A 19,946-nucleotide genomic window follows, 5' to 3' on the forward strand; every position below is an offset into this window, starting at 1 on the left:
TCGCCGCGCGGGGGGTCAATACGCCCCGTCCGGGTGGCGATCGACGGGCGTGCCGGCGAAGCGGAGCACGAGGAGGAGCGCGCCGCATCCGGCGGCGAGCGCGGCGGCGGGATGGACACCGAGCGCGGTCGGCACGCAGCCGAGGAGGAGCGCCGCGGCTCCCACGACGAGCGCGTAGGGGAGCTGCGTCCGGACGTGGTCGACGTGGTCGGCGGCCGAAGCCATCGACGACATGATCGTCGTGTCCGATATCGGCGAGCAGTGGTCGCCGAAGACCGCCCCGGAGAGGATCGAGGCGATCGATCCGAGCAGCACCGGCTCGGAGGCCGCCGCGTCGAGGCCCGCCGCGCGCGTCGTGCCCACGACGAGGGGGATGACGATCGGGATGAGGATCGACATCGTTCCCCAGGAGGTTCCCGTCGAGAACGAGATCCCCATCGCGAGGAGGAAGACGATCGTCGGCAGGATGCCGGGCGAGAGGACGCCGGCGAGGTGGTGCACCAGGTAGTCGGCGGTCTGCAGCTCGACACAGACCTGGCCGATGCACCAGGCGAGCACGAGTATCACGATCGCGGTCATCATCGACTTGATGCCGTTCATCCACGCCTCGATCGTGCCGCGGAGATCGAGCAGCCGCTGGGAAAGGGCGAGGACCGCCGCGACGATGCAGCCGGCGGACGAACCCCAGAGCAGCGCGCGGAAGGAATCGGATTCCTTCAGGGCATCGAGAAAACCGCCCCCGACGACGCCCGCCCCGGCGAGCGACGCGCGCCCGGTCGCGACGAGCCCGACGAAGCTCGCGAGAACGACGACGGCGATGGGCAGGATGCCGTTGACGAATCGTGGCCGGACGTTCGGCGCGGGCGCGACGGCCAGCCCGTCGATGTTGGAGAGGGGCAGGGCGTGGTCGCTCGACACCTTGCCGGTCGTTCTCGCCCTGCGCTCCGCGGCGAGCATCAGCGAGAAGTCGCGGCCGGTGAGGATGACGAAGAGAACGAAGAGGATCGCGAAGATCGGGTAGAAGCTGTAGGGGATCGAGGCGACGAAGGTCGCCAGCGGGTTGCGGTCGATCCCGAGGGAGTCGAATGACTGCGCGATGAGGGAGATCTCGAATCCGATCCAGCTCGTCACGACGGCCAGGACGGTTATCGGCGCCGCCGTCGAATCGACGATGTAGGAGAGCTTCTCGCGGGAGATGCGGAGGCGGTCGGTGAGGGGGCGGGTGGCATTCCCCACGATCAGCGTGTTGGTGTAATCATCGAAGAAGATCAAAACGCCCATCAGCCAGACGGCGAGCTGCCCGCGGCGCGGTGTCGTCGCGATGCGCGAGACGCGGTCGACGATGCCCTTCATCCCCCCCATTCGCGAGGTGATGCCGACCATGCCCCCGAGGAGCAGCGTGAAGACGACGATCGAGGCGTGGTCGCTCCCCTGGCGGGCGAGCGTGCCTATGACGTAGTGGTCGGCGATGCGGAGGATCGATGCGACCGGACTGAATCCCGTCACGAGGAAGGAGCCGAGCCAGATGCCGACGAGCAGGGCGACGACGACCTGGCGGAAGATGAGGGCGAAGAGGATCGCGACGACGGGGGGAAGAAGGGAGAGAACGCCGGGAATGGCGAGGAACTCGGTGCGCCCGATCCACCGTCCCGCGGTGACGGTGACGACGTGGCGACCCGCCGGGATCGCCGTCTCGAATCCGCCGGCGGGAAGGTCGGCCGCGTCGCCCGCGAAGAGCAGCCGGTTGTCGAGCGCGATCTCGACGGCGCACGACGCGCACGTGTCCGGCACCTCGATACGACGGGGAAGGCCGGAGAGCACCACCGTTCTCGCGCTCGCGGCGGTCGCCGTCAGCAGCATCGCCGCGGCGAAAACGGCGGCGAGGGAGAGGGAGAGCCATGCGCGATCAGTCGATCGTCTCGACATCGACATCGGTCGTCCTGCCCATCATCCGCGCCGCGGCCTCGACGTGCCGCCACGGCGAGATCAGGTTGTGTTCGAGGAAGAGGTCGTTTCGTCCGGTGTGTTCCCGTATCAACGCGAGAGAGGCGACGTCGGCGGTGAGCATGTCGTCCGCGCACACGTACCCGACGTCGTCGGCGAGGAGGGGGCCGGCGTCGGCGACGCAATCGCAGAGTTTCGTGATGCCCCGGATGACGTTCAGCGCGAAGGTCTTCCGGTAGCGCCGGTGGGCGAGTACGGCCGCCTCGGCGAGAAGCGTGTTGAACTCGGCGGTCTTCGCCTCGATGCAGGCGGCCGGGCAGACATTGACGCAGTTGCTGCAGCCGGGGCACCATGTGACGTCGAATCGCGGCTCCCCGTCGACGAGACGTATGTTGCCGGTGGGGCAGTTCTCCACGCACGTTCCGCACGACGTGCAGCCGCCGGTGTAGGACGGCTCGGCTCCCGCGTGGATCGCGCCCTTCGTTTTCTTCGACATGCAGCCCATCCCGACGTTCTTTATCGCGCCGCCCATGCCGCAGCACATGTGTCCCTTCACGTGCGTGAGCAGCAGAACGCCGTCGGCCTCGATCGGATCGAGCGCGAGCTCGTAGGTCATGTGCGTTCCGTCGACCGCTTCGCTCCGGTCGGACACGACGATCGGCGCGCCGATCGCCTCGCGCGTGAAGCCGTGTTCCGCCGCGGCGGCGAGATAGCTTGCGGTCTCGCTCCGCGGACTCCGGTAGACGACGGGCGTGTCGAAGACGACCGCTTCGCATCCCGCGCCGGTCAGCGCGGCGACGACGCGCGCGGCGAACCCGGACGCGATGTGATGCCTGTTTCCCGGTTCTCCCATGTGCAGCTTGACGATGACGCGGTCGCCTTCCGAGAAGACGTCCCGCATGCGGCGCGTCAGATAATAGGAAAGCACCGTCTCGTCGGGAGTGAAGTACGCGGTGTGCTTTTTCATCGTCCTTCCGTCTCCGTTCTGCGGATGAATGCAATGCGGGGCAGCGTTTCCAACGCGCCCGTTCCCGCGCGATCACGGCAGGCGCGGGCCGGTCGGTGCGTGATCGATGATAGCAATGCGGCCGTCGCGTGTCAACGAACCGGCGACCGCCGAAGAACGCGTCGAAGAAAGTGTGCATCAATGTGCATCGAAACGATAAAATATTCTTGACACGATTTTTTGCAAGTGCATACCATGCTGTGAATTTCAATAGTGCGCTTTCACCGCTGCATGACATCGACCGGGGGACGACATCGGGCGGGGAGCGGAAACGCCTCGTCGGCTTTCAACCTTTTCAAAGGGGTGGGCACGATGGCAGTAAAGGCTAAGGCCAAGACGAAACGGAAGGTCAAGGCCAAGACCAAGGCGAAGGCCAAGCGCAAGGTCAAAGCCAAGACCAAGGCGAAAGCCAAGCGGAAGGTCAAGGCCAAGACCAAACGCACGGTCAAGGCGAAGGCCAAGAAGAAGGTGAAGGCCAAGGCGAAGAAGAAGGTCAAGGCGAAGGCCAAGAAGAAGGTCAAGGCCAAGGCGAAGAAGAAGGTCAAGGCGAAGGCCAAGACCAAGGCGAAGGCCAAGAAGAAGGTCAAGACCAAGGCGAAGGCCAAGACCAAGAAGAAGGTCAAGACCAAGGCGAAGCGGAAGTAGTCCGCTCACCTGTCGACATATCGAATCTTCCGACGATTCCACGGGAAGGGGATGGCCCCTTCCCGTTTTTGTGTGTTGACTTTTCATGGCCGGGCTGCGGATAATCGGGTCAGCGAGATCCCGCCCCGGGCGGGCTCGAGGGACGTCGGGTACCACGGCTCTGGAATGGAGAGGGAACGGATGGACGGGAACGTGCCAAGCAAGGTCTTCCTGACTCGCGGTGTCGGTCGTCACCGGCACAAGCTCACCAGCTTCGAGCTCGCCCTGCGGAACGCGGGAATCGCGCAACTCAACCTCGTTCGCGTCTCGAGCATCTTTCCGCCGCAATGCAAACTCGTTTCGCGCGAGCGCGGCATCGCCATGCTCGACGCGGGCGCGATCACGCACTGCGTGCTCAGCACCAACGAGACGAACGAGCCGCGGCGGCTCATCGGCGCCTCGATCGGTGTCGCCGTTCCGAAGAATCGAGCCCGGTACGGGTACATCTCGGAGCATCACGATTTCGGCATCAGGCAGAAGCCCCTCGGCGATCACGCCGAGGACCTCGCCGCCACGATGCTCGCGTCGACTCTCGGCATCGAGATCGATCTCGACCGGGCGTGGGACGAACGGAAGCAGGAGTACAAGATCGGCGGCAGGATCGTCCGCTCCCGGAACAGTACGCAGACCGCTCTCGGCCAGGCGAACGTCTGGACGACGGTGATCGCGGTCGCCGTCTTCTGCAGTTACGAAATATAACCTATGATCAGGCGATACGATTTCCTCGGCGAGGAAGCGTCCGCTTCGCGCGACCGGGTCGTCGTCGTCCCGGTGCCGATCGAACGGAGCACCTCGTACATCCAGGGGACGGCCGGCGCGCCGGCAGCGATCCTCGAGGCCTCGATGCAGATCGAGCTCTTCAACGCCGGTCTCGGCGTCGACCTCGAGAACGCGGGGATCGTCACCTCCGGCGAGCGTCCCGACTCCCGCGAGGCGCTTCGCGCATTCCTCGATCGCGAGCGGAGCGCGCTCCTGGAATCCTTTCCCGTCTTCCTCGGGGGCGAGCACTCGATCACGCCGTGGATCGTCGAGGGCCTGGGAATCGGGGACGCGGGGTTCGTCTGGCTCGACGCCCACGCCGACATGCGGGAATCCTACGAGGGCGATCCTCACAGCCACGCCTGCGCCGCGCGCAACACGCTTCCCTTCGGACCCATCGTCGAGATCGGCGTGCGGAGCTGTTCGCGAGGGGAGCACGACTTCATCGCGGCGTCGAAAGACGTCGAGGTGTTTCCCCGGTGGTGCGGGGAGGCGGCGGACGCGATCCGTCGCCTGCCGGAGAGGATCTACCTCTCGTTCGATTTCGACGCGTTCGATCCGTCGGTCGTCCGCGCGCTCGGCACGCCCGAACCCGGCGGACTCAACTGGCGGGAGGTCCTCTCCGTCCTGGATCTCGTTTTCGCTGAGAAGACGGTCGTCGCGATGGACGCGGTCGAGCTGTGCCCCGATCCGCACGACGAGGCGTCGAACTTCGCCGCCGCCCGGACGGTCTACGAAGCGATCTCCAGATATCTACGGAAGGAGGGGACGGATGCATAAGAAACTGCTGCACACGCCCACGCGGCCGCTCGTGCCCGAGCCGGGCATGAGCTGCAGCGAACTGCTCGAACGCCTCGAGGGGTGCAGTTTCCAGGGGCGGCAGCTCGCGCGCGCCGCGAGGGTCTGGACGGAGGGTCTCGATGACGACGTCACCGTCTGGCTCGGCCTGGCAGGCGCGATGGTGCCCGCCGGCATGCGCAAGGTCGTCACGACGCTCCTCGAGGAGGATCTCGTCGACGTCATCGTCTCGACCGGCGCGAACCTCTACCACGATTTCTTCGAGACGGTCGGCCACGCGCACTACATCGGTTCCCCGGTTGTCGACGACTGCCAGCTGCGCGACGAGCGGATCGACCGCGTCTACGACACGTACGCCGACGAGGATCTCTTCTTCAACGTCGACAAGATCATCGGCGCGTGGGCGCACGAGTCGCTCGAGGACCGTCCCTACACGACCCGCGAGTTCCTGCATCTGCTCGGCGAGGAGGCGGGGAGGCGATCGACGGGCGAGGAAGGGATCCTGTCGACGGCGGCCCGGCTCGGCAAGCCGATCTACTGCCCGGCGATCGGCGACTCCTCGATCGGCATCGGTCTCGCGGAGAAGGATCGCAAGCCGGTCCTCTTCGACGTGATCGAGGATGTGCGAGAGACGGCGGATATCGCGGCCCGCAAGACGTCGATGGTGATCTATGTCGGCGGAGGCACACCAAAGAACTTCATCCAGCAGACCGAGGTCACCAACATCGTCCAGGGTATCGACGTCGAGGGTCACAAGTACGCGATCCAGTTCGTCGTCGACGCGCCGCAGTGGGGAGGGCTCAGCGGCTGCACCTTCGAGGAGGCGATCTCCTGGGGCAAGATCGCCGTCGACGCGCGCATGGTGAACGTTCTGTGCGACGCGACGATCGCCCTGCCGATCGTGGCGACGGCCGTGCTGACGAGGCGGCAGGGAAGGAAACGGCCCGGCCGGTAGACGCCGGCGCGGGAAGAATGGCGGATATGCGAGACGGGCGTCGGGGGGCGCGTTCCCCGGCGCCCGTCCGCGTTCCGGTGACGGGGGGATGAAGGGAGGAGGCGATGATCGCCGGGATCCGTTCTGGCGCCGTCGTCGGGATCGACGGGTACGCCGTCCGCGTCGAGGTCGATCTCGCGCGCGGGCTTCCCGCGTTCACGATCGTCGGGCTGCCTAACGCCGCCGTGCGCGAAAGCCGCGAACGCGTTGCCGCCGCGATACGCAACAGCGGTTTCGAATTCCCGCTCAAAAAGATCACGGTCAACCTCGCGCCGGCGGACGTACGCAAGGAGGGGGCGGCCTTCGATCTGCCGATCGCCGTCGGCATACTCGCGGCGGGCGGCCAGGTGTCGCGGTCCGTTCCCGCCGGAACGCTCGTTCTCGGGGAACTCGCCCTGGACGGGACTCTCGCGCCCGTGCGCGGGGCGCTGCCGGTCGCCTGCTTCGCCCGCGACGATGGATGCGACAGGCTGGTCATTCCCGAGGGGAACGCGGCGGAGGCCGCGGCGGTCGGCGGCGTGGAGATCGCCGCGTGCCGCGATCTCCGCGAGGCGATCGGCGTCATCGAGGGGCGTCTCCGGCCGCGGAGCGTCGACCCGGCGCCCTCCGCCGACGAGACCGACGACGGGCTCGATTTCTCGCAGGTGCGCGGGCAGGAGGCGGCGACACGGGCCGTTCTCGTCGCGGCAGCGGGTGGGCATCACCTGCTGATGGTCGGTCCGCCCGGCGCCGGCAAGACGATGCTCGCCCGGCGGATCCCGTCCATCCTGCCGGCGCTCGAAAAGAGCGAGGCGCTCGAGAACGCGAAGATCAGGAGCGTGACCGCCGGCGGCAGGCTCAGGGAACTCCCCCGTCGTCGGCCCTTCCGGGCGCCGCACCACTCGGCCAGCGACGCCGGGCTCGTCGGCGGCGGCCGGCTCGCCTCGCCGGGGGAGATCACGCTCGCGCACAACGGCGTTCTCTTTCTCGACGAGCTGACCGAGTTCCGGCGGAACGTGCTCGAGACGCTCCGCCAGCCTCTCGAGGAGGGGCGGATCACGATCTCCCGCGCACGGGCTGTCTGCACCTACCCGGCGAGGTTCCAGCTCGTGGCCGCGATGAATCCCTGTCCGTGCGGGTACGACGGCGACGGGCGCCGGCCCTGCACGTGCACGCCGCTCCAGGCGAAGCGGTACCGCTCCCGCATATCCGGTCCGCTGCTCGACCGGATCGCGATCCACGTCCGGGTGCGGGCCGTCGACATGCGGTTGGCCGGCGCGAGACCGGGTGTTGGCTCGGCACGTATGGCCGCTCTCGTTCTTTCGGCATACGAGCGGCAGAAGCGTCGGTTCCGGGACGCGGAAAGAACGCGGCGGAACGCCGACATCCCGGCGGCGGCGCTCGCGCAAACCTGCGCGATGGAGCCCGCGGCATCGCGGCTCGTCGAGGAGGCGTCCCGCCATCTGTCCCTGTCGGCGAGGAGCGTGGCCCACATCCTCCGGGTGGCGCGCACCATCGCCGACCTCGACGAGGCCGAATTGATCGGGGCCCGGCATGTCGGCGAGGCGGTACAGTACCGGATGTCTCTCGCGCCCGGAACGTGAGCGCCGCCGGAAAAGAAACGGGGAACGAGTCGCGCCGCGGGACGCTCGAGGAAGAACCCCGCCGCGGGACGCCCAGCGAACGAGGAACGGGCGGGGCCGATCGCGGCCCCGCCCGTGCGATGCGAGAGAACGATGCCGGCCGCCGCTACAGGTTGCGGTCGTGCAGGACGTCGCGCGCGAGGATCATGCGCTGGATCTCGTTCGTCCCCTCGAAGATCCGGTTGATCCGCGAATCGCGGTACATCCGCTCGATGGGGAAGTCGTTGATGAAGCCGTAGCCGCCGTAGATCTGCATGGCCCTGTCGACGATCCGGTCGAGGGCTTCCGAACAGTAGAGCTTCACGATGGAGGATTCCTTCGTGACGTTCTTGCCCTGGTCGTAGAGCCAGGCGGTGCGGTAGAGGATCGACTCCATGTTGTAGATCTCGGTGGCCATGTCGGCCAGCATCCACTGGATGGCCTGGTTCTGGGATATCTTCTTCCCGAACTGCTTCCGCTCCTTGGCGTATTCCGAGGAGAGCCTGAGGGCTTCCTTGGCCGATCCGAGGGCGGCCGCTCCGAGACCGAGGCGCCCCGTCATGAGAACCTTCATGCCGACCATGACCCCGCGACCGATGCGGCCGAGGACGTTCTCCTTGGGCACCTTGACGTCCTCGAGGATCAGCTCGGCCGTCTCCGAGCCGCGGATGCCCATCTTGTCCTCGATCTTGCCGACGCTGAAACCGTCGAATTCCTTCTCGACGATGAAGGCGGTCGACTTGCCGTCGGCCGGCCCACCCTTGACCTTGGCGAAGAGCGAGATGACGTCGGCGAAGGAGCCGTTCGTGATGAAGATCTTCCGGCCGTTGAGCAGCCAGTGATCCTCCTTCTCCTCGGCGGTCGTTTCCGAGTTGAACGCGTCGGACCCGGCGTTCGGCTCGGTCAGCGCGTACGCCGCGATCTTCCGGCCCTCGGCGAGGGGAACGAGGTACTTCTGCTTCTGCTCCTCGGTGCCGAACATGTAGATGCCCGAGGCGCCGATCGATTGGTGGGCGCCGATGAACGTGGCCGTCGACGCGCAGCCGCGGCCGATCTCCTCCTGCATGATGCAGTAGCCCATCTCGCCCATCCCCGCGCCGCCGTACTCGGGCGGGAAGGAGATGCCGAGAAAGCCGAGTTCGGCCATCTTGTCGATCAGTTCCCGGGGGATGCGCTTCTCGCGGTCGATCTCCTCCGCGCGCGGCTTGAGTTCGTTGTCGACGAACTTGCGGACCATCTCACGGAGCATCTCCTGCTCGTCGGTGAACGTCCAGTCCATGAAAACTCCTCTCTCTCCGGTCTGCCCGCCGGTTCCCGTGTAGTTATCGGGGATTGTGTGATTCCGGGTCGATGCCGCGGCAACCGGCCGGTCGCCGCGGACGGAGAAGAATAGGAAGCGCTTTGCCGCCCTGTCAAGGGAAAGCTTGTTCGGCTGGGCCGCGTGTGCTACCGTAGCCCTTCGTCGCCGGAGGACGCCGCCTCCGCGCGAGCGGAGGACCGCGTCATGACGAACTATCCCGTGAACAACGAGTGGTTTCCCGAGGGCGAGAAGCGCGCGCGCGCCCTCCTGTCCCGCGCCGTGCCTATCGTGCGCGAGGCGGTCCGGGGCCACGAGGATCCGTCGGTGACGAAGATCGCCAAGCGGTCCCGCTCGCCCTTCCGCGTGCTCGTCGGCACGGTGATCAGCGCCCGCACGAAGGACGAGGTGACCGGCGCGGCGAGCGAACGGCTCTTCGCCGAGGCGGCCGATCCCGTCTCCCTCGCCGCGCTGCCCGAGTCGAGGATCGGGCAGCTGATCTACCCCGCCGGGTTCTACCGCACGAAGGCCCGCGCGATCCGCGCCCTCGCCCGGATGCTCGTCGACGAGTACGGCGGCGATGTGCCGCGCACGATCGAGGAACTCGTCCGTCTCCCCGGCGTGGGACGCAAGACGGCCAACCTCGTCCTCACGCAGGGATTCAAGCTGCCCGGAATCTGCGTGGACACGCACGTCCACCGGGTCTCGAACCGTCTCGGGGCGGTGCGCACGAGGAACCCGGCCGAGACGGAGTACGCGCTCAGGCGGGCGCTTCCCCGGCGGCACTGGATCGAGATCAACGACCTGCTCGTGATGTTCGGCAAGGCCGTCTGCGCGCCGGTTTCGCCGCGCTGCTCGATCTGCGGGCTCGCCGCCTTCTGCGGCCGCGTCGGCGTGACGCGCTCGCGTTGACCGGAGCCGTTGCCCCGGTCCGGCAGGAACGGTTATATTGCGATGAACGCACACGGACACCGTCCCACGAGAGGAGAACAGATGCGCCGCCTGCTCTTGGCCGCACTCATGCTGACCTTCGCCGTTCCGGCCGCCGCCGGCTCCGGCTACGACCGGTTCTTCACCGGCGAGGCGCTCCGGATCGACTTCTACCACACCGGCACGGCCGACACCGAGATCTTCTCGCTCGACGAACTCGTGCGCGAGGCGGTCTGGGCGGGGAATCCCCGCGCCCTCGTCGACACGATGAACCTCGGCGGCTATCTCGTCCGGGTTCTCGACGTCGAAACGAACCGGCAGATCTTCTCGCGGGGCTACTGCACGGTCTTCGGCGAGTGGGTGACCACCGACGAGGCGGACGCGGGCTTCACCCGGACCTTCCACGAGTCGGTGATCGTCCCCTTCCCGAAGGGTCGCATCCAGGTGCGCATCGACCGGCGCGACCGGGAAAACGTCTTTCGCACTGTCTGGGATATCGTCGTCGACCCGTCGGACGTCTCGATCAGGAACGACCGGCGGTTCCGCGATTTCAAGGTGCGTACCGTCCAGGAGACCGGCCCCCCGGGGAGCCGCGTCGACCTGCTCATCCTCGGCGATGGGTACCGGCGCGACCAGCTGCACAAGCTCCGGGGCGACGTCGAGCGTTTCGTGGGCGCCTTTTTCGACACCGAGCCCTTCAGGAGCCGCCGCAAGGATTTCAACGTCCGGTACGTCGAGTGCGTCTCGGAGGACAGCGGGGTCGACGATCCGCGCGCGGGGAAGTACGTGAGCAACATCCTCGGGCTCTCCTTCAATTCCCTCGGGATCGACCGCTACATGATCTCGACGCACAACCGGACGATCCGCGACATCGCCGCCGCCGCTCCCTACGATCTCGTCATGCTCCTCGCGAACGAGGAGAAGTACGGGGGAGGGGGTATCTTCCGCCTCTACTCCAACTGCATCTCGGACAACGAGTGGGACGTGTACGTCTTCGTCCACGAGTTCGGACACGCCTTCGCGGGGCTCGCCGACGAGTACTATTCCTCGCAGGTCACCTACAACGAGATGTATCCGCGCGGCGTCGAGCCGTGGGAGCCCAACATCACGGCGCTGCTCGATCCCGGGCAGCTCAAGTGGCGCGATCTCGCGACGCCGGGCGCGGCGATCCCCACGCCGGCGGATTCCACGCTCGTCGGCGTCGTGGGCGCCTTCGAGGGAGCGGGGTACTCCGCGAAGGGGCTCTACCGGCCCTGTCTCGACTGCCGGATGTTCTCGAAGGGTCTCACGCCCTTCTGCCCCGTCTGCCGGCGGGCGATCGAGCGGATGATCGATTTCCACACGAAGTGACCGTGCGCCGCGCCTGCATGGCGCGGCAAGCCGCGGCGGGAATTGGAAAAGGAAACGGGCCGTTCCCCCTGGGAACGGCCCGCTTCGTGTCCGTGCCGGCCTGCCGGGCCTAGGGCCCGAGGTTCATCAGGTGCTGGCCCTCGAGGGCGTCCTCGGAGTCCATGTAGGCGCCCGCCTCCATCGCGTCGTACTCGACCTTCAGGAGCCCGTAGTGGCTCCGCTCCATGCTGGCGAGGTAGTGGAGCAGGCTCTTGGCGCTGCCGTCGCGGGTCTTGTCGGCGAGGTCGTTGTAGAATTTCTCGGCGATCTCCTCGGCCTTCATCGCCTCGGCGAAGAGTTCCTTGAGGCTGGCTTCCTCGGGGATCTCGCCGCTGATCATCGGCACGAGGTTCTTCGGCGGGAGCATGATCTCCTGCCCGGGGAACTTCTTCTCGAAGGCCGCGCGGAGGATCCGCTCGTGCATCTGTTCCTGTCCGATGAGGAAATCGAACTTGGCGCAGACGTCCTTCGCCGAGAAACACATCCCCTTCATGCGCTCGTACAGTTCCACCGCCGAGCTCTCGGCCTTGATCCCGATGCTGATCAGCTCGAGTGTCGTCAGGTCGCGTTCGCGATTCATCGCATGCACCTTTCGTCGTCGGAAACAGCGGGGCGGCCGTCTTGCGCCCCCTCGTTCAGATGATAATCGTTACAGGTCATACGATACGCCGCGCTCACGGCCGTGTCAAGGCGCCGCGGTCACAGTGTCAGCCCGCCGTCGGCGACGACCGTCTGCCCGGTGATCCATCCGGCGTCCTCTGAGAGAAGGAAGAGGGCGACGGCGGCGATCTCCTCGGGGCGCGCGATGCGGCCCGCCGGGGTGCGCCGCGTCCATTCGGCGACGAGGGCCTCCCTGTCGGGGAAGAAGTCGAGGGAGGCCGTGTCGACCGGTCCGCCCGAGACGGCGTTCACCGCGATTCCCGACGGAGCCAGTTCGCTGGCGAAGTACCGGACGATCGCCTCGAGCGCCGCCTTGCTCGCCCCGACGGCCGCGTAGCCGGGAAGCACCCGGACGCTGCCGATCGAGGTGACGGCGACGATCCGTCCGCCCTTCGCGCCGAAGAGCTTCGCGGCCTGCTGCGCGCAGAGCATGAAGGCCCGCGCGTTGGTGTTCATCGCCCGGTCGAAGCCGAACCGCCCGATCCTCGTCGCCGGGCCGACAACGCCCGAGACGGCGTTGGAGACGAAGAGATCGAGCCCGCCGAGCGCGTCGTTCGTTTCCGCGAAGAGGCGCTTGACCTCCTTCGGCTCGGAGACGTCCGCCCTGATCGTCACGGCGCGGCGGCCGAGCTTCTCCACCTCGGCGGCCGTCTCCGCCGCGGCCGTCTCGTCCTTGACGAAGTTGATCGCGACGTCGGCGCCCTCGGCGGCGAGCCGCAGCGAGATCGCCCGGCCGATTCCCCGCGAGCCCCCCGTGACGAGCGCCCGTTTTCCCTCGAAGCGGTTCATCCCCGTCATCCCGTCTCCTTTGCGGTCACCAGCCGACCGAGGCCTGTTCGCCCTCGATGAACTTGAAGGCGTCGATGGCGGCCATGCAGCCGCTGCCGGCGGCCGAGATGGCCTGCTTGTACCGCGTGTCCTTCACGTCGCCGGCGGCGAAGACGCCGGGAGCGGACGTGCGCGTGCCGTTCGTGACGACGACGTAGCCCTTCTCGTCGAGATCGAGCGCCCCGGCGAAGGCGGCGGTCGCCGGCTCGTGGCCGATGGCGACGAAGACCCCCTCCACGGCGAGCGTCTTCGTCTCGCCGGTCTTGACGTTCCTGAGGAGGATCCCCGTGACCTTCCCCTCGTCGACGCCGAGGATGTCCTCGACGACCGAGTCCCACTCGAAGACGATCTTCTCCATGGCGAAGACCTTGTCCTGCATCGCCTTCGAGGCCCTGAGCTCGTCGCGGCGATGGATGACGGTCACCTTGCTCGCGAAGCGGGTGAGGAATGTCGCTTCCTCGATCGCGGCGTCCCCGCCCCCGATCACGGCGATCTCCTTGCCGGTGAAGAAGAATCCGTCGCAGGTGGCGCAGCCGGAAACCCCGCGGCCGCGCAGGGCCGTCTCCGATTCGAGGCCGAGCCAGCGCGAGGAGGAGCCGGTGGCGATGATGACCGCCTTCGCCTCGATCGTTTCGCTCCCGATCGTCACCGATCGCGTCTCAGCCGTGAAGGAGACGGCGGTGACCTCGCCCGCCGTGATGGCCGCGCCGAACTTCTCGGCCTGCCGCCTCATCCGCTGCATCAGCTCGGGGCCCTGGATGCCGTCGGGGAAGCCGGGGAAGTTCTCCACCTCGGAGGTGATCGTGAGCTGGCCGCCGGCCGACATCCCCTCGACGACGACGGTGTCGAGCCCCGCGCGGGCCGTGTAGATCGCCGCGGTCAGGCCGGCCGGTCCCGATCCGATGATGATGACGTCGTGCATGTGTTCCTCCTGGTCGTGATCGTCGCCTGTAGACGGAAAACCCCGAAAGAGCGAGGATGTTCCCGGGAAGGACATTATCCCGCAGCGAGGGAGGCGGCGCAACGATTTTTCCGCGGGTCGCGGCGCGGGCGCCCCGCGACGGCGGCGTACGGCGCGGTCCCGGGGCCGGCCGCCCCGCCCGGGCGCGGCGATCAGCCGGGCGGATTCATGTGCCGGGCCTCGCCCCGTCGCAGGCCCCGCAACCGGGCGAGGTTCTCGACATCCTCTGCCATGTCCTCCCCCTTCGGGGTCTCGAGGATCATCGGGCGGTCGAAGAAGCGCGGGTCGTTGACGAGGCGCCGGAAACCGGCGAGGCCGATCTCGCCCGCGCCGATGTGCACGTGCCGGTCGAGGTGCTCGCCGAGCCCGCGCAGGGAATCGTTGAGATGGAAGGCCTTCAGCCAATCGAGTCCGATCAGGGCGTCGAATTCGGCGAAGGTGCGGTCGTACGCGCGGGTCGTTCGGATGTCGTAGCCGGCGGCGAAGCCGTGGCATGTGTCGTAGAGGACGCCGACGCGGCTCTTCCGGCGCACGCCGCGGATGATGGCGGCGATATCGGCGAAGCGGCTCCCGATCGTGTGGCCCGCCCCGGCCGTGTTCTCGAGGAGCACGGCGACCTTCGCCTTCGGCGTGGCGGCGAAGACGGCGTTCAGGCTTTCCGCCGCGCGCTCGATCCCTTCCCCGAGCCCCTCGCCGCGGTGGCTGCCGGGATGGAGGACGAGCGATGGAATCCCGAGCGCCGCGCACCGCTCGATCTCGAGCGCGAGGCTCTCGCGCGACTTCTCGAGGAGCGCGGAAACGGGCGAGGCGATGTTGATGAGATAGCTCGTGTGGGCGATGACGTGGCCGGCGCGGAAGGTGCGGCGCAGCGCGCGGAAGGCGGCGATCTCGCCGTCCTCGAGGGGGCGCGCCGACCACTGCGTGTTGCTCTTGACGAAGAGCTGGACGGCGTTGCACCCGATCGAGCGTCCCCGCTCGAGGGCGAGGTGGACGCCGCCTGCCGTCGACATGTGCGCGCCGAGATTCACCAAATCATCCTTTCGCTTTCCCGCGCAGCCCTGGTGGGGTATTATAATCAAGGATCGGTCTCCGGAACGAGGTGAAAATATGACGGAACGGAACGAGGAACTCGTCGAGCTGACCTCCGCGCAGGGTGCCGAGTTCGCTAAGATCATCACCGGTGTTCTCGAGAGCGAGGGGATAGAGACGCTCGTCAAGGACCAGATGGCCGGCGGCGCGCTTCCCTTCACCGTCGACGGGATGGGCGAGGTGCGGATTTACGTCCGCCGCGGCGACCTCGTCGCCGCGCGGGTCGCTCTCCGGGAATACGAGGCGGGGGAGGAGTGAGCGGCGCGGCGTCTTCGGTGCCACGAAACCCTTGCATGGCGCCGCGGGGCCGATTATTATAGATGCCTGCCACGGAGTGGGAGCTTAACTCAGTGGTCAGAGTGCTACCTTCACACGGTAGAAGTCACAGGTTCAAATCCTGTAGCTCCCACCAGTCATGACGATCCGACCCGCCCGGCCGACCGGGCGGGTTTTTCGCGAGCCGCGCCGTGTCCCGGCATGCACCGCCGTCGATCGGCTCGCCGGGAACTGTCCGCCGGGTCCCCCTCCACGAAACGCAATCATTCCTTCTTCCGCCCGCCCGGGGCGTGTATACTCGATCCCGGGTTGTTTCCCGAAACACGATCTCTGTTCGAGGAGGCTTTGGAATGACCACCGGGATGTCCGCTCGCGATCTCGACGCGACACTGTTCATCGATGAGAAGGTAGAGGAGATCAGGGAGGCCGTCGGCGACAACACGGCGATCAACGCGCTCTCGGGAGGCGTCGATTCCTCGGTCGTCACCATGCTGGGGCACCGTGCCCTCGGCGACCGTCTGCGGACGGTCATCATCGAGAACGGTCTCATGCGCGAGGGGGAGCCGGAGCACGTCGTGGCGCTGTTCCGCGACCTCGGCGTGACGGTGGAGCTGATCGACGCGCGGGACGAGTTCTTCGCCGCCCTGAGCGGCGTCACGGATCCCGAGGAGAAGCGCGAGGCGATCACGCAGACTTTCTACAAGCATGTGTTCGGCCGCCTCGTCAAGGAGAGCGGCGCGAAGCATCTGCTGCAGGGAACGATACTGACCGACGTCGACGAGACGGTCGCCGGCATCAAGCGCCAGCACAACGTATTCGAGCAGCTCGGCATCGATCCGAAAGAAGTCTTCGGCTACAACATCATCGAGCCGCTGATCCAGCTCCGCAAGGACGGCGTGCGGAAGGTGGGCAAGGCGCTCGGTCTCCCCGGCGAACTCTTCGACCGCATCCCCTTCCCGGGCCCCGCGCTCGCAGCCCGAGTGATCGGGGCGGTGACCCCGGAGCGGATAGAGACGGTTCGCAAAGCCACGGTGATCGTGGAACGCCTACTGGGGGAATCGAAAGCTTTCCAGTACCTGGCGATCCTGCACGAGGACCGGGTGACCGGCATGCGGGGCGGCAGGCGGGAATTCGGCATGCAGATCGAGGTCCGCTGCTGGGACAGCGTCGATGCGCGGACTGCGACCCCGACGCGGCTCTCCTTCGATACCCTCGAGGCGCTCGGTGAGGAGATCACGCGCGAGGTGCCGGGTGTGGTGAGCGTGACCTACAACATCGCCGCCAAGCCGCCGTCGACGATCGAGGCGATCTGACCTGGGATCGAAGAGAAGGAGCTCGTCCCAAAGGGAGAGCTCCCTGCATGCAATCGATCGGCATATCGTAATATATCTGCCGCCGGCCGCATCTTTGATGCCGAAATACAGCCTTTGTGACCCAGCCTACTTGCCGCCGAACCTGGCTGAAGTATCCTCATAGAGTTTCTTGATCTTCTGCAGGGCGTCTTCGAGCGCTGGCTTGGCGTCCTGCTTCCAGCTTTCCTCGCTGGCGGCTTTCGCCTTCATGAGCTTTACCTTGGCATCGGCGAGGGCCATGGCCATCTGTTCCCTGGCTTCCTGCAGTTCTACCTTGGCCTCGCTTGTGGCCGGATCGGCCCTGGCAAGCAAGTCCTGCCAATTCTTCTCGATCTCGTCGAGTTCCTCCTGGGCGGCCTTTACGCCTTCGTCCTTCGACTGCGTCAGGTAGTCGCTCGTGGCCTGAATGGCTCCACCTACGGCATCTCCCGAGGTTTTCGCGGCATCGCCCGCGGCATCGCCCGCGGTCTTCATGGCATCACCCACGGCTTCGCCTGTGGCCTTGGCTTGTTCCGATGGCGTCTTATCACCGCAAGCCGCGATACCCAGCGCAAGCACAAACAGGCCGACCAATATGGCCCATTTTATAATCATCGGTCTTTTTACGGTATGTTCATCCATCATGTGCTCCCTGTCTAATATTAACCCTTTGGCAGCGTTTCTCTTGCAAACGGACTATATAATGTCGTCCAGCAAGGATTTTTTGGACCTTACAACCCCGCCTGATTTTCCGCCGCCTTCTTCAGCTTGTCGTTGGCAAAGATGGCGACTTCGACCCGCCGGTTCATCTGACGACCAGAATCCGAATCGTTCGAGGCGATCGGGTTCGACTCGCCCAATCCCACCATGGAGATCCTTGAACTGGGAACGCCTAGGCCCATCAAATAGTTCGATACAGATTGAGCGCGGCGTTCTGACAATCCCAAGTTATATTCTTCGGTGCCCGTATTGTCCGTGTCTCCTTCGACAAGGATGTTCGTGTCGGGGTACTTGTTCAGGATCCTGGCCAGACTCTCGATGTTTGTTTTAGCCTGCGCTCGCAAGTCCGATTTAGCCACATCGAACAGAAGACCCGAATCGAACGTGATCTTGATCCCTTCGCCGATCCGCTCGATTCGTGCTCCCTGCAGGTCCGCCCTCATCTCCTCGGCTCGCTTGTCCATCTCATTGCCGATAATGACACCCGCCGCTCCTCCGACCGTCGCACCGATTATGGCGCCAAGGGCCGTGTTTCCAGCCGCGTGCCCGATAATGCCTCCAACAGCTCCTCCGGTGGCTCCGCCGATCACGCCGCCCGTTGCTTTTCTATTCCAGGCGCACCCGGCGTAGATCGTGAAGAGAAGAACCAGGCTTAACATCAGAATCAATATCTTCTTCACGGAGATCCCTCCTTGGATCAGGATACTTGACGAACCCCCAACTGATTTACAAACGTGTTTTTGTTCAATATGATTTGCTCCTTGTTTTGGAGTTAAAGTCACATGATCATCGGGCCGATTGAAAGCGAAGGATGTTCAACGCCGAATCGGGCTTGTCCAGCACCGGCGATTATCCGCCAAATATCCGCTCCCATGAAGGCAAGCACTGTCGAACTGAAACGCTGCGTTATTTTCATCATCCGATCATTCTTTCAAGGTCTACAAGTATTGAGGCTTGGGATGAGAGGATCCATCCGCCGGCTTGATGCCCCGAAGATGAGCGTACAAGTCGGCGGAACACCTCTTCCCTGATTTTAAACGTTACTTGATCCTTATCAATTCCACCCTCCGGTTCAGGGCTCTGCCCTCCGCGGTATTGTTGTCAGCCATCGGCTTGGTCTCGCCGTAACCCTTGAAGGTCAGGTTCTCGGCCTTGACGCCCTTGCTGATCAGGTAGTCCCGCACCGCCTCGGCTCTACGGACGGAGAGCTTCTGGTTGTATGCTTCCGTCCCGGTCCAGTCGCAATGTCCGACAACATCCACCTTGACATCCGGCCTTATTTTCAAGCTGGCCGCCACCTGGTCGAGGATATCATCGGCTGCAATCGTAAGCTTGGATTTGTCGAATCCAAAATTTACGCCGTGGAGTATTATCGGCTTTTCCGGTGTCGGGATGTATTTCTCGGCCGAACTGACTATGGAAATCATTTTCTGGGCCTTGTTTCCTTTTGAATCAGTGACGGTCAGAGAGACTGAATATTCTCCCTCGGTCTGATATGTATGGCTCGCGATATTCTCGCTGCTCGTGCCACCGTCACCGAAATTCCACATGTACGTGTAGCCCGGACATCCTCCGGTGGCGGAACCCGAGAACTTCACTGTCAACGGAACGGTCCCGCTCGCGGGATCTGCCGAAACGATTCCGGTCAACTTCGGACATTTGACCTTTATGAATAAGCTGTTCTCAGAGATGGTCCCCTTGGAATCGCTGACTATCAGGGAGGCTTGATAGTCTCCATCTGTCTGATAGGTATGGTAGGGATCCTTCTCGCTGCTCGTGCCCCCGTCACCGAAATTCCATACGTACGTATAGTCCGGACACCCTCCAGCGCTGGTACCGGCAAACTGCACCATCAACGGAGCGGGCCCGCTCATGGGATCTCCGGATATGGTACTGGTCAATGGCGGACACTTCTTCCCGCCGAAATGGAAGGTCAGGCCGGCGTACAATTCGGCAATGCCCTTGGGCAAGTCCAATTGACCAGGATCTGATCCAACGATGTCCTGATCGCCTTTAAAGCTGGTCAGAAGATGTGTCAGATAGCGAAACTTGGCTCCCAGTTCAAAAGAAAGTGACGGGGTGGCGAAGACTTCCAGCCCCAATCCGGCCATCATATACAGTTCCTGGTCTTTAAGATCATACGGGGCTCCGACCATATCGACCTTGGGGTAATTTATGTCCGCCAGAGCCGGATCGTCGGAAGACAAGGTGTTCCAATCCTTATCGGTCCATTTCCAGATATAAATCCCGGAGCCGGCAGAAACGTAAGGTGACCATCTGCTGTCGGGGAGAAAATGATATTCCGCAAACATTCCTGCCACATAGGCTCGCTGCCGCGGGCCGTCAGCCACGTTGTCAAATGTCAGTCTCGCTCCATCATTCTGCCTGGTACCCACGCTCAAATCGGCCAGGTAGGTCTGCATCCAGCTGCCCTCGACGCCAATCGCGAATCTGGGAGTCAATCGGTACTTGAGGTCGGCATTGAGGAACCATCCCGGCGTCCACATATCGGAGTGGTCAGTAAGAACGAGCTTGTAGCCTCCTCCATGGAGACCTATTCCGATTTTCCCGTCCGTATCCGCTCCTTGAAGCGGATTGACCGGCAAGAATAATAATATAAAAACAAACATCACGTTGAACAGACTGTGTGGTAATTTCATCCGGCGCCCTCCTCGTTCT

20 protein-coding genes and 1 tRNA gene are annotated in these 19,946 nt (G+C 64.8%); 10 read left to right on the forward strand and 11 right to left on the reverse strand.

Annotated elements, in window-relative coordinates; all coding sequences use genetic code 11:
• Positions 1 to 15: 15 nt before the first annotated feature.
• Both JW876_04820 and JW876_04825 read right to left on the reverse strand, forming a co-directional pair.
• Positions 16 to 1,926 carry a Na+/H+ antiporter NhaC family protein gene (locus tag JW876_04820; protein ID MBN1884826.1) on the reverse strand — a complete coding sequence of 637 codons (1,911 nt, stop codon included), beginning with the start codon at positions 1,924 to 1,926 and terminating at the stop codon, positions 16 to 18.
• Positions 1,907 to 2,911, reverse strand: a complete 1,005-nt coding sequence (locus JW876_04825) for a DUF362 domain-containing protein (GenBank protein MBN1884827.1) — start codon at positions 2,909 to 2,911, stop codon at positions 1,907 to 1,909. The genes JW876_04820 and JW876_04825 overlap by 20 nt, the downstream gene beginning before the upstream one ends.
• A 351-nt stretch (positions 2,912 to 3,262) precedes the next feature.
• Here JW876_04825 and JW876_04830 point away from each other — a divergent pair, with 351 nt between their 5' ends.
• From JW876_04830 to JW876_04850, 5 genes are all read left to right on the forward strand, one after another.
• Entirely contained in the window at positions 3,263 to 3,595 is a 333-nt protein-coding gene (locus JW876_04830) for a hypothetical protein (GenBank protein ID MBN1884828.1), read from the forward strand.
• 180 nt (positions 3,596 to 3,775) lie between these two features.
• Positions 3,776 to 4,333, forward strand: a complete 558-nt coding sequence (locus tag JW876_04835) for an arginine decarboxylase, pyruvoyl-dependent (GenBank protein MBN1884829.1) — start codon at positions 3,776 to 3,778, stop codon at positions 4,331 to 4,333.
• A gap of 3 nt (positions 4,334 to 4,336) precedes the next feature.
• Positions 4,337 to 5,173: an arginase family protein gene (locus JW876_04840; protein ID MBN1884830.1), complete on the forward strand. Its 837-nt coding sequence runs from the start codon at positions 4,337 to 4,339 to the stop codon at positions 5,171 to 5,173.
• Positions 5,166 to 6,146, forward strand: a complete 981-nt coding sequence (locus JW876_04845; GenBank protein MBN1884831.1) for a deoxyhypusine synthase family protein — start codon at positions 5,166 to 5,168, stop codon at positions 6,144 to 6,146. The genes JW876_04840 and JW876_04845 overlap by 8 nt, the downstream gene beginning before the upstream one ends.
• Positions 6,147 to 6,250: 104 nt before the next feature.
• Positions 6,251 to 7,768 carry a YifB family Mg chelatase-like AAA ATPase gene (locus JW876_04850; protein MBN1884832.1) on the forward strand — a complete coding sequence of 506 codons (1,518 nt, stop codon included), beginning with the start codon at positions 6,251 to 6,253 and terminating at the stop codon, positions 7,766 to 7,768.
• Positions 7,769 to 7,913: 145 nt separating this feature from the next.
• Here the strand turns inward: JW876_04850 and JW876_04855 are convergent, their stop codons facing one another.
• Complete coding sequence (locus JW876_04855) at positions 7,914 to 9,065, reverse strand: acyl-CoA dehydrogenase family protein (protein MBN1884833.1); 1,152 nt, start codon at positions 9,063 to 9,065, stop codon at positions 7,914 to 7,916.
• A gap of 225 nt (positions 9,066 to 9,290) precedes the next feature.
• Here JW876_04855 and JW876_04860 point away from each other — a divergent pair, with 225 nt between their 5' ends.
• Together JW876_04860 and JW876_04865 are read left to right on the forward strand one after the other, a co-directional pair.
• Positions 9,291 to 9,995 carry an endonuclease III gene (locus JW876_04860; protein MBN1884834.1) on the forward strand — a complete coding sequence of 235 codons (705 nt, stop codon included), beginning with the start codon at positions 9,291 to 9,293 and terminating at the stop codon, positions 9,993 to 9,995.
• An 81-nt stretch (positions 9,996 to 10,076) separates the two neighbouring features.
• Positions 10,077 to 11,363, forward strand: a complete 1,287-nt coding sequence (locus JW876_04865; GenBank protein ID MBN1884835.1) for a peptidase M64 — start codon at positions 10,077 to 10,079, stop codon at positions 11,361 to 11,363.
• 109 nt (positions 11,364 to 11,472) lie between these two features.
• Here the strand turns inward: JW876_04865 and JW876_04870 are convergent, their stop codons facing one another.
• The 4 genes from JW876_04870 to JW876_04885 form a co-directional block, all read right to left on the reverse strand.
• On the reverse strand, positions 11,473 to 11,982 hold the full coding sequence (locus tag JW876_04870; protein ID MBN1884836.1) for a ferritin family protein: 510 nt from the start codon (positions 11,980 to 11,982) through the stop codon (positions 11,473 to 11,475).
• Positions 11,983 to 12,101: 119 nt separating this feature from the next.
• A complete protein-coding gene (locus JW876_04875; GenBank protein ID MBN1884837.1) occupies positions 12,102 to 12,851 on the reverse strand; it encodes an SDR family oxidoreductase in 750 nt (249 codons plus the stop codon).
• Positions 12,852 to 12,876: 25 nt separating this feature from the next.
• Entirely contained in the window at positions 12,877 to 13,887 is a 1,011-nt protein-coding gene (gene trxB, locus JW876_04880; GenBank protein MBN1884838.1) for a thioredoxin-disulfide reductase, read from the reverse strand.
• 116 nt (positions 13,888 to 14,003) lie between these two features.
• Entirely contained in the window at positions 14,004 to 14,861 is an 858-nt protein-coding gene (locus JW876_04885; GenBank protein MBN1884839.1) for a deoxyribonuclease IV, read from the reverse strand.
• Positions 14,862 to 14,958: 97 nt separating this feature from the next.
• On the opposite strand from JW876_04885, the gene JW876_04890 reads away from it, so the two are divergent.
• The 3 genes from JW876_04890 (at position 14,959) to JW876_04900 (ending at position 16,529) form a co-directional block, all read left to right on the forward strand.
• Positions 14,959 to 15,198, forward strand: coding sequence for a DUF2007 domain-containing protein (locus JW876_04890; GenBank protein ID MBN1884840.1), 240 nt, complete (start codon positions 14,959 to 14,961; stop codon positions 15,196 to 15,198).
• Between the two features lie 78 nt (positions 15,199 to 15,276).
• Positions 15,277 to 15,352: transfer RNA gene (locus JW876_04895), tRNA-Val, on the forward strand.
• A 214-nt stretch (positions 15,353 to 15,566) separates the two neighbouring features.
• Positions 15,567 to 16,529, forward strand: a complete 963-nt coding sequence (locus JW876_04900) for an ExsB family transcriptional regulator (GenBank protein MBN1884841.1) — start codon at positions 15,567 to 15,569, stop codon at positions 16,527 to 16,529.
• Positions 16,530 to 16,655: 126 nt separating this feature from the next.
• On the opposite strand, the gene JW876_04905 is transcribed toward JW876_04900, so the two are convergent.
• From JW876_04905 to JW876_04920, 4 genes are all read right to left on the reverse strand, one after another.
• Positions 16,656 to 17,192, reverse strand: coding sequence for a hypothetical protein (locus JW876_04905; protein ID MBN1884842.1), 537 nt, complete (start codon positions 17,190 to 17,192; stop codon positions 16,656 to 16,658).
• A gap of 86 nt (positions 17,193 to 17,278) precedes the next feature.
• Positions 17,279 to 17,926: an OmpA family protein gene (locus JW876_04910; GenBank protein MBN1884843.1), complete on the reverse strand. Its 648-nt coding sequence runs from the start codon at positions 17,924 to 17,926 to the stop codon at positions 17,279 to 17,281.
• A gap of 119 nt (positions 17,927 to 18,045) precedes the next feature.
• Entirely contained in the window at positions 18,046 to 18,186 is a 141-nt protein-coding gene (locus JW876_04915) for a hypothetical protein (protein ID MBN1884844.1), read from the reverse strand.
• Positions 18,187 to 18,307: 121 nt separating this feature from the next.
• Complete coding sequence (locus tag JW876_04920) at positions 18,308 to 19,927, reverse strand: PKD domain-containing protein (GenBank protein MBN1884845.1); 1,620 nt, start codon at positions 19,925 to 19,927, stop codon at positions 18,308 to 18,310.
• Between the last annotated feature and the right edge of the window lie 19 nt (positions 19,928 to 19,946).

The organism is Candidatus Krumholzibacteriota bacterium (assembly GCA_016931295.1).
Classification (GTDB): Bacteria; Krumholzibacteriota; Krumholzibacteriia; order Krumholzibacteriales; family Krumholzibacteriaceae; genus JAFGEZ01.

Bases quoted from the DNA above. Each gene is read 5' to 3' on its own strand.
- JW876_04820 (MBN1884826.1), bottom strand. From the start codon at position 1,926: ATGTCGAGACGATCGACTGATCGCGCATGGCTCTCCCTCTCCCTCGCC.
- JW876_04825 (MBN1884827.1), bottom strand. From the start codon at position 2,911: ATGAAAAAGCACACCGCGTACTTCACTCCCGACGAGACGGTGCTTTCC.
- JW876_04830 (MBN1884828.1), top strand. From the start codon at position 3,263: ATGGCAGTAAAGGCTAAGGCCAAGACGAAACGGAAGGTCAAGGCCAAG.
- JW876_04835 (MBN1884829.1), top strand. From the start codon at position 3,776: ATGGACGGGAACGTGCCAAGCAAGGTCTTCCTGACTCGCGGTGTCGGT.
- JW876_04840 (MBN1884830.1), top strand. From the start codon at position 4,337: ATGATCAGGCGATACGATTTCCTCGGCGAGGAAGCGTCCGCTTCGCGC.
- JW876_04845 (MBN1884831.1), top strand. From the start codon at position 5,166: ATGCATAAGAAACTGCTGCACACGCCCACGCGGCCGCTCGTGCCCGAG.
- JW876_04850 (MBN1884832.1), top strand. From the start codon at position 6,251: ATGATCGCCGGGATCCGTTCTGGCGCCGTCGTCGGGATCGACGGGTAC.
- JW876_04855 (MBN1884833.1), bottom strand. From the start codon at position 9,065: ATGGACTGGACGTTCACCGACGAGCAGGAGATGCTCCGTGAGATGGTC.
- JW876_04860 (MBN1884834.1), top strand. From the start codon at position 9,291: ATGACGAACTATCCCGTGAACAACGAGTGGTTTCCCGAGGGCGAGAAG.
- JW876_04865 (MBN1884835.1), top strand. From the start codon at position 10,077: ATGCGCCGCCTGCTCTTGGCCGCACTCATGCTGACCTTCGCCGTTCCG.
- JW876_04870 (MBN1884836.1), bottom strand. From the start codon at position 11,982: ATGAATCGCGAACGCGACCTGACGACACTCGAGCTGATCAGCATCGGG.
- JW876_04875 (MBN1884837.1), bottom strand. From the start codon at position 12,851: ATGAACCGCTTCGAGGGAAAACGGGCGCTCGTCACGGGGGGCTCGCGG.
- trxB (MBN1884838.1), bottom strand. From the start codon at position 13,887: ATGTCCTTCCCGGGAACATCCTCGCTCTTTCGGGGTTTTCCGTCTACA.
- JW876_04885 (MBN1884839.1), bottom strand. From the start codon at position 14,861: ATGTCGACGGCAGGCGGCGTCCACCTCGCCCTCGAGCGGGGACGCTCG.
- JW876_04890 (MBN1884840.1), top strand. From the start codon at position 14,959: ATGACGGAACGGAACGAGGAACTCGTCGAGCTGACCTCCGCGCAGGGT.
- JW876_04900 (MBN1884841.1), top strand. From the start codon at position 15,567: ATGACCACCGGGATGTCCGCTCGCGATCTCGACGCGACACTGTTCATC.
- JW876_04905 (MBN1884842.1), bottom strand. From the start codon at position 17,192: ATGATGGATGAACATACCGTAAAAAGACCGATGATTATAAAATGGGCC.
- JW876_04910 (MBN1884843.1), bottom strand. From the start codon at position 17,926: ATGTTAAGCCTGGTTCTTCTCTTCACGATCTACGCCGGGTGCGCCTGG.
- JW876_04915 (MBN1884844.1), bottom strand. From the start codon at position 18,186: ATGATGAAAATAACGCAGCGTTTCAGTTCGACAGTGCTTGCCTTCATG.
- JW876_04920 (MBN1884845.1), bottom strand. From the start codon at position 19,927: ATGAAATTACCACACAGTCTGTTCAACGTGATGTTTGTTTTTATATTA.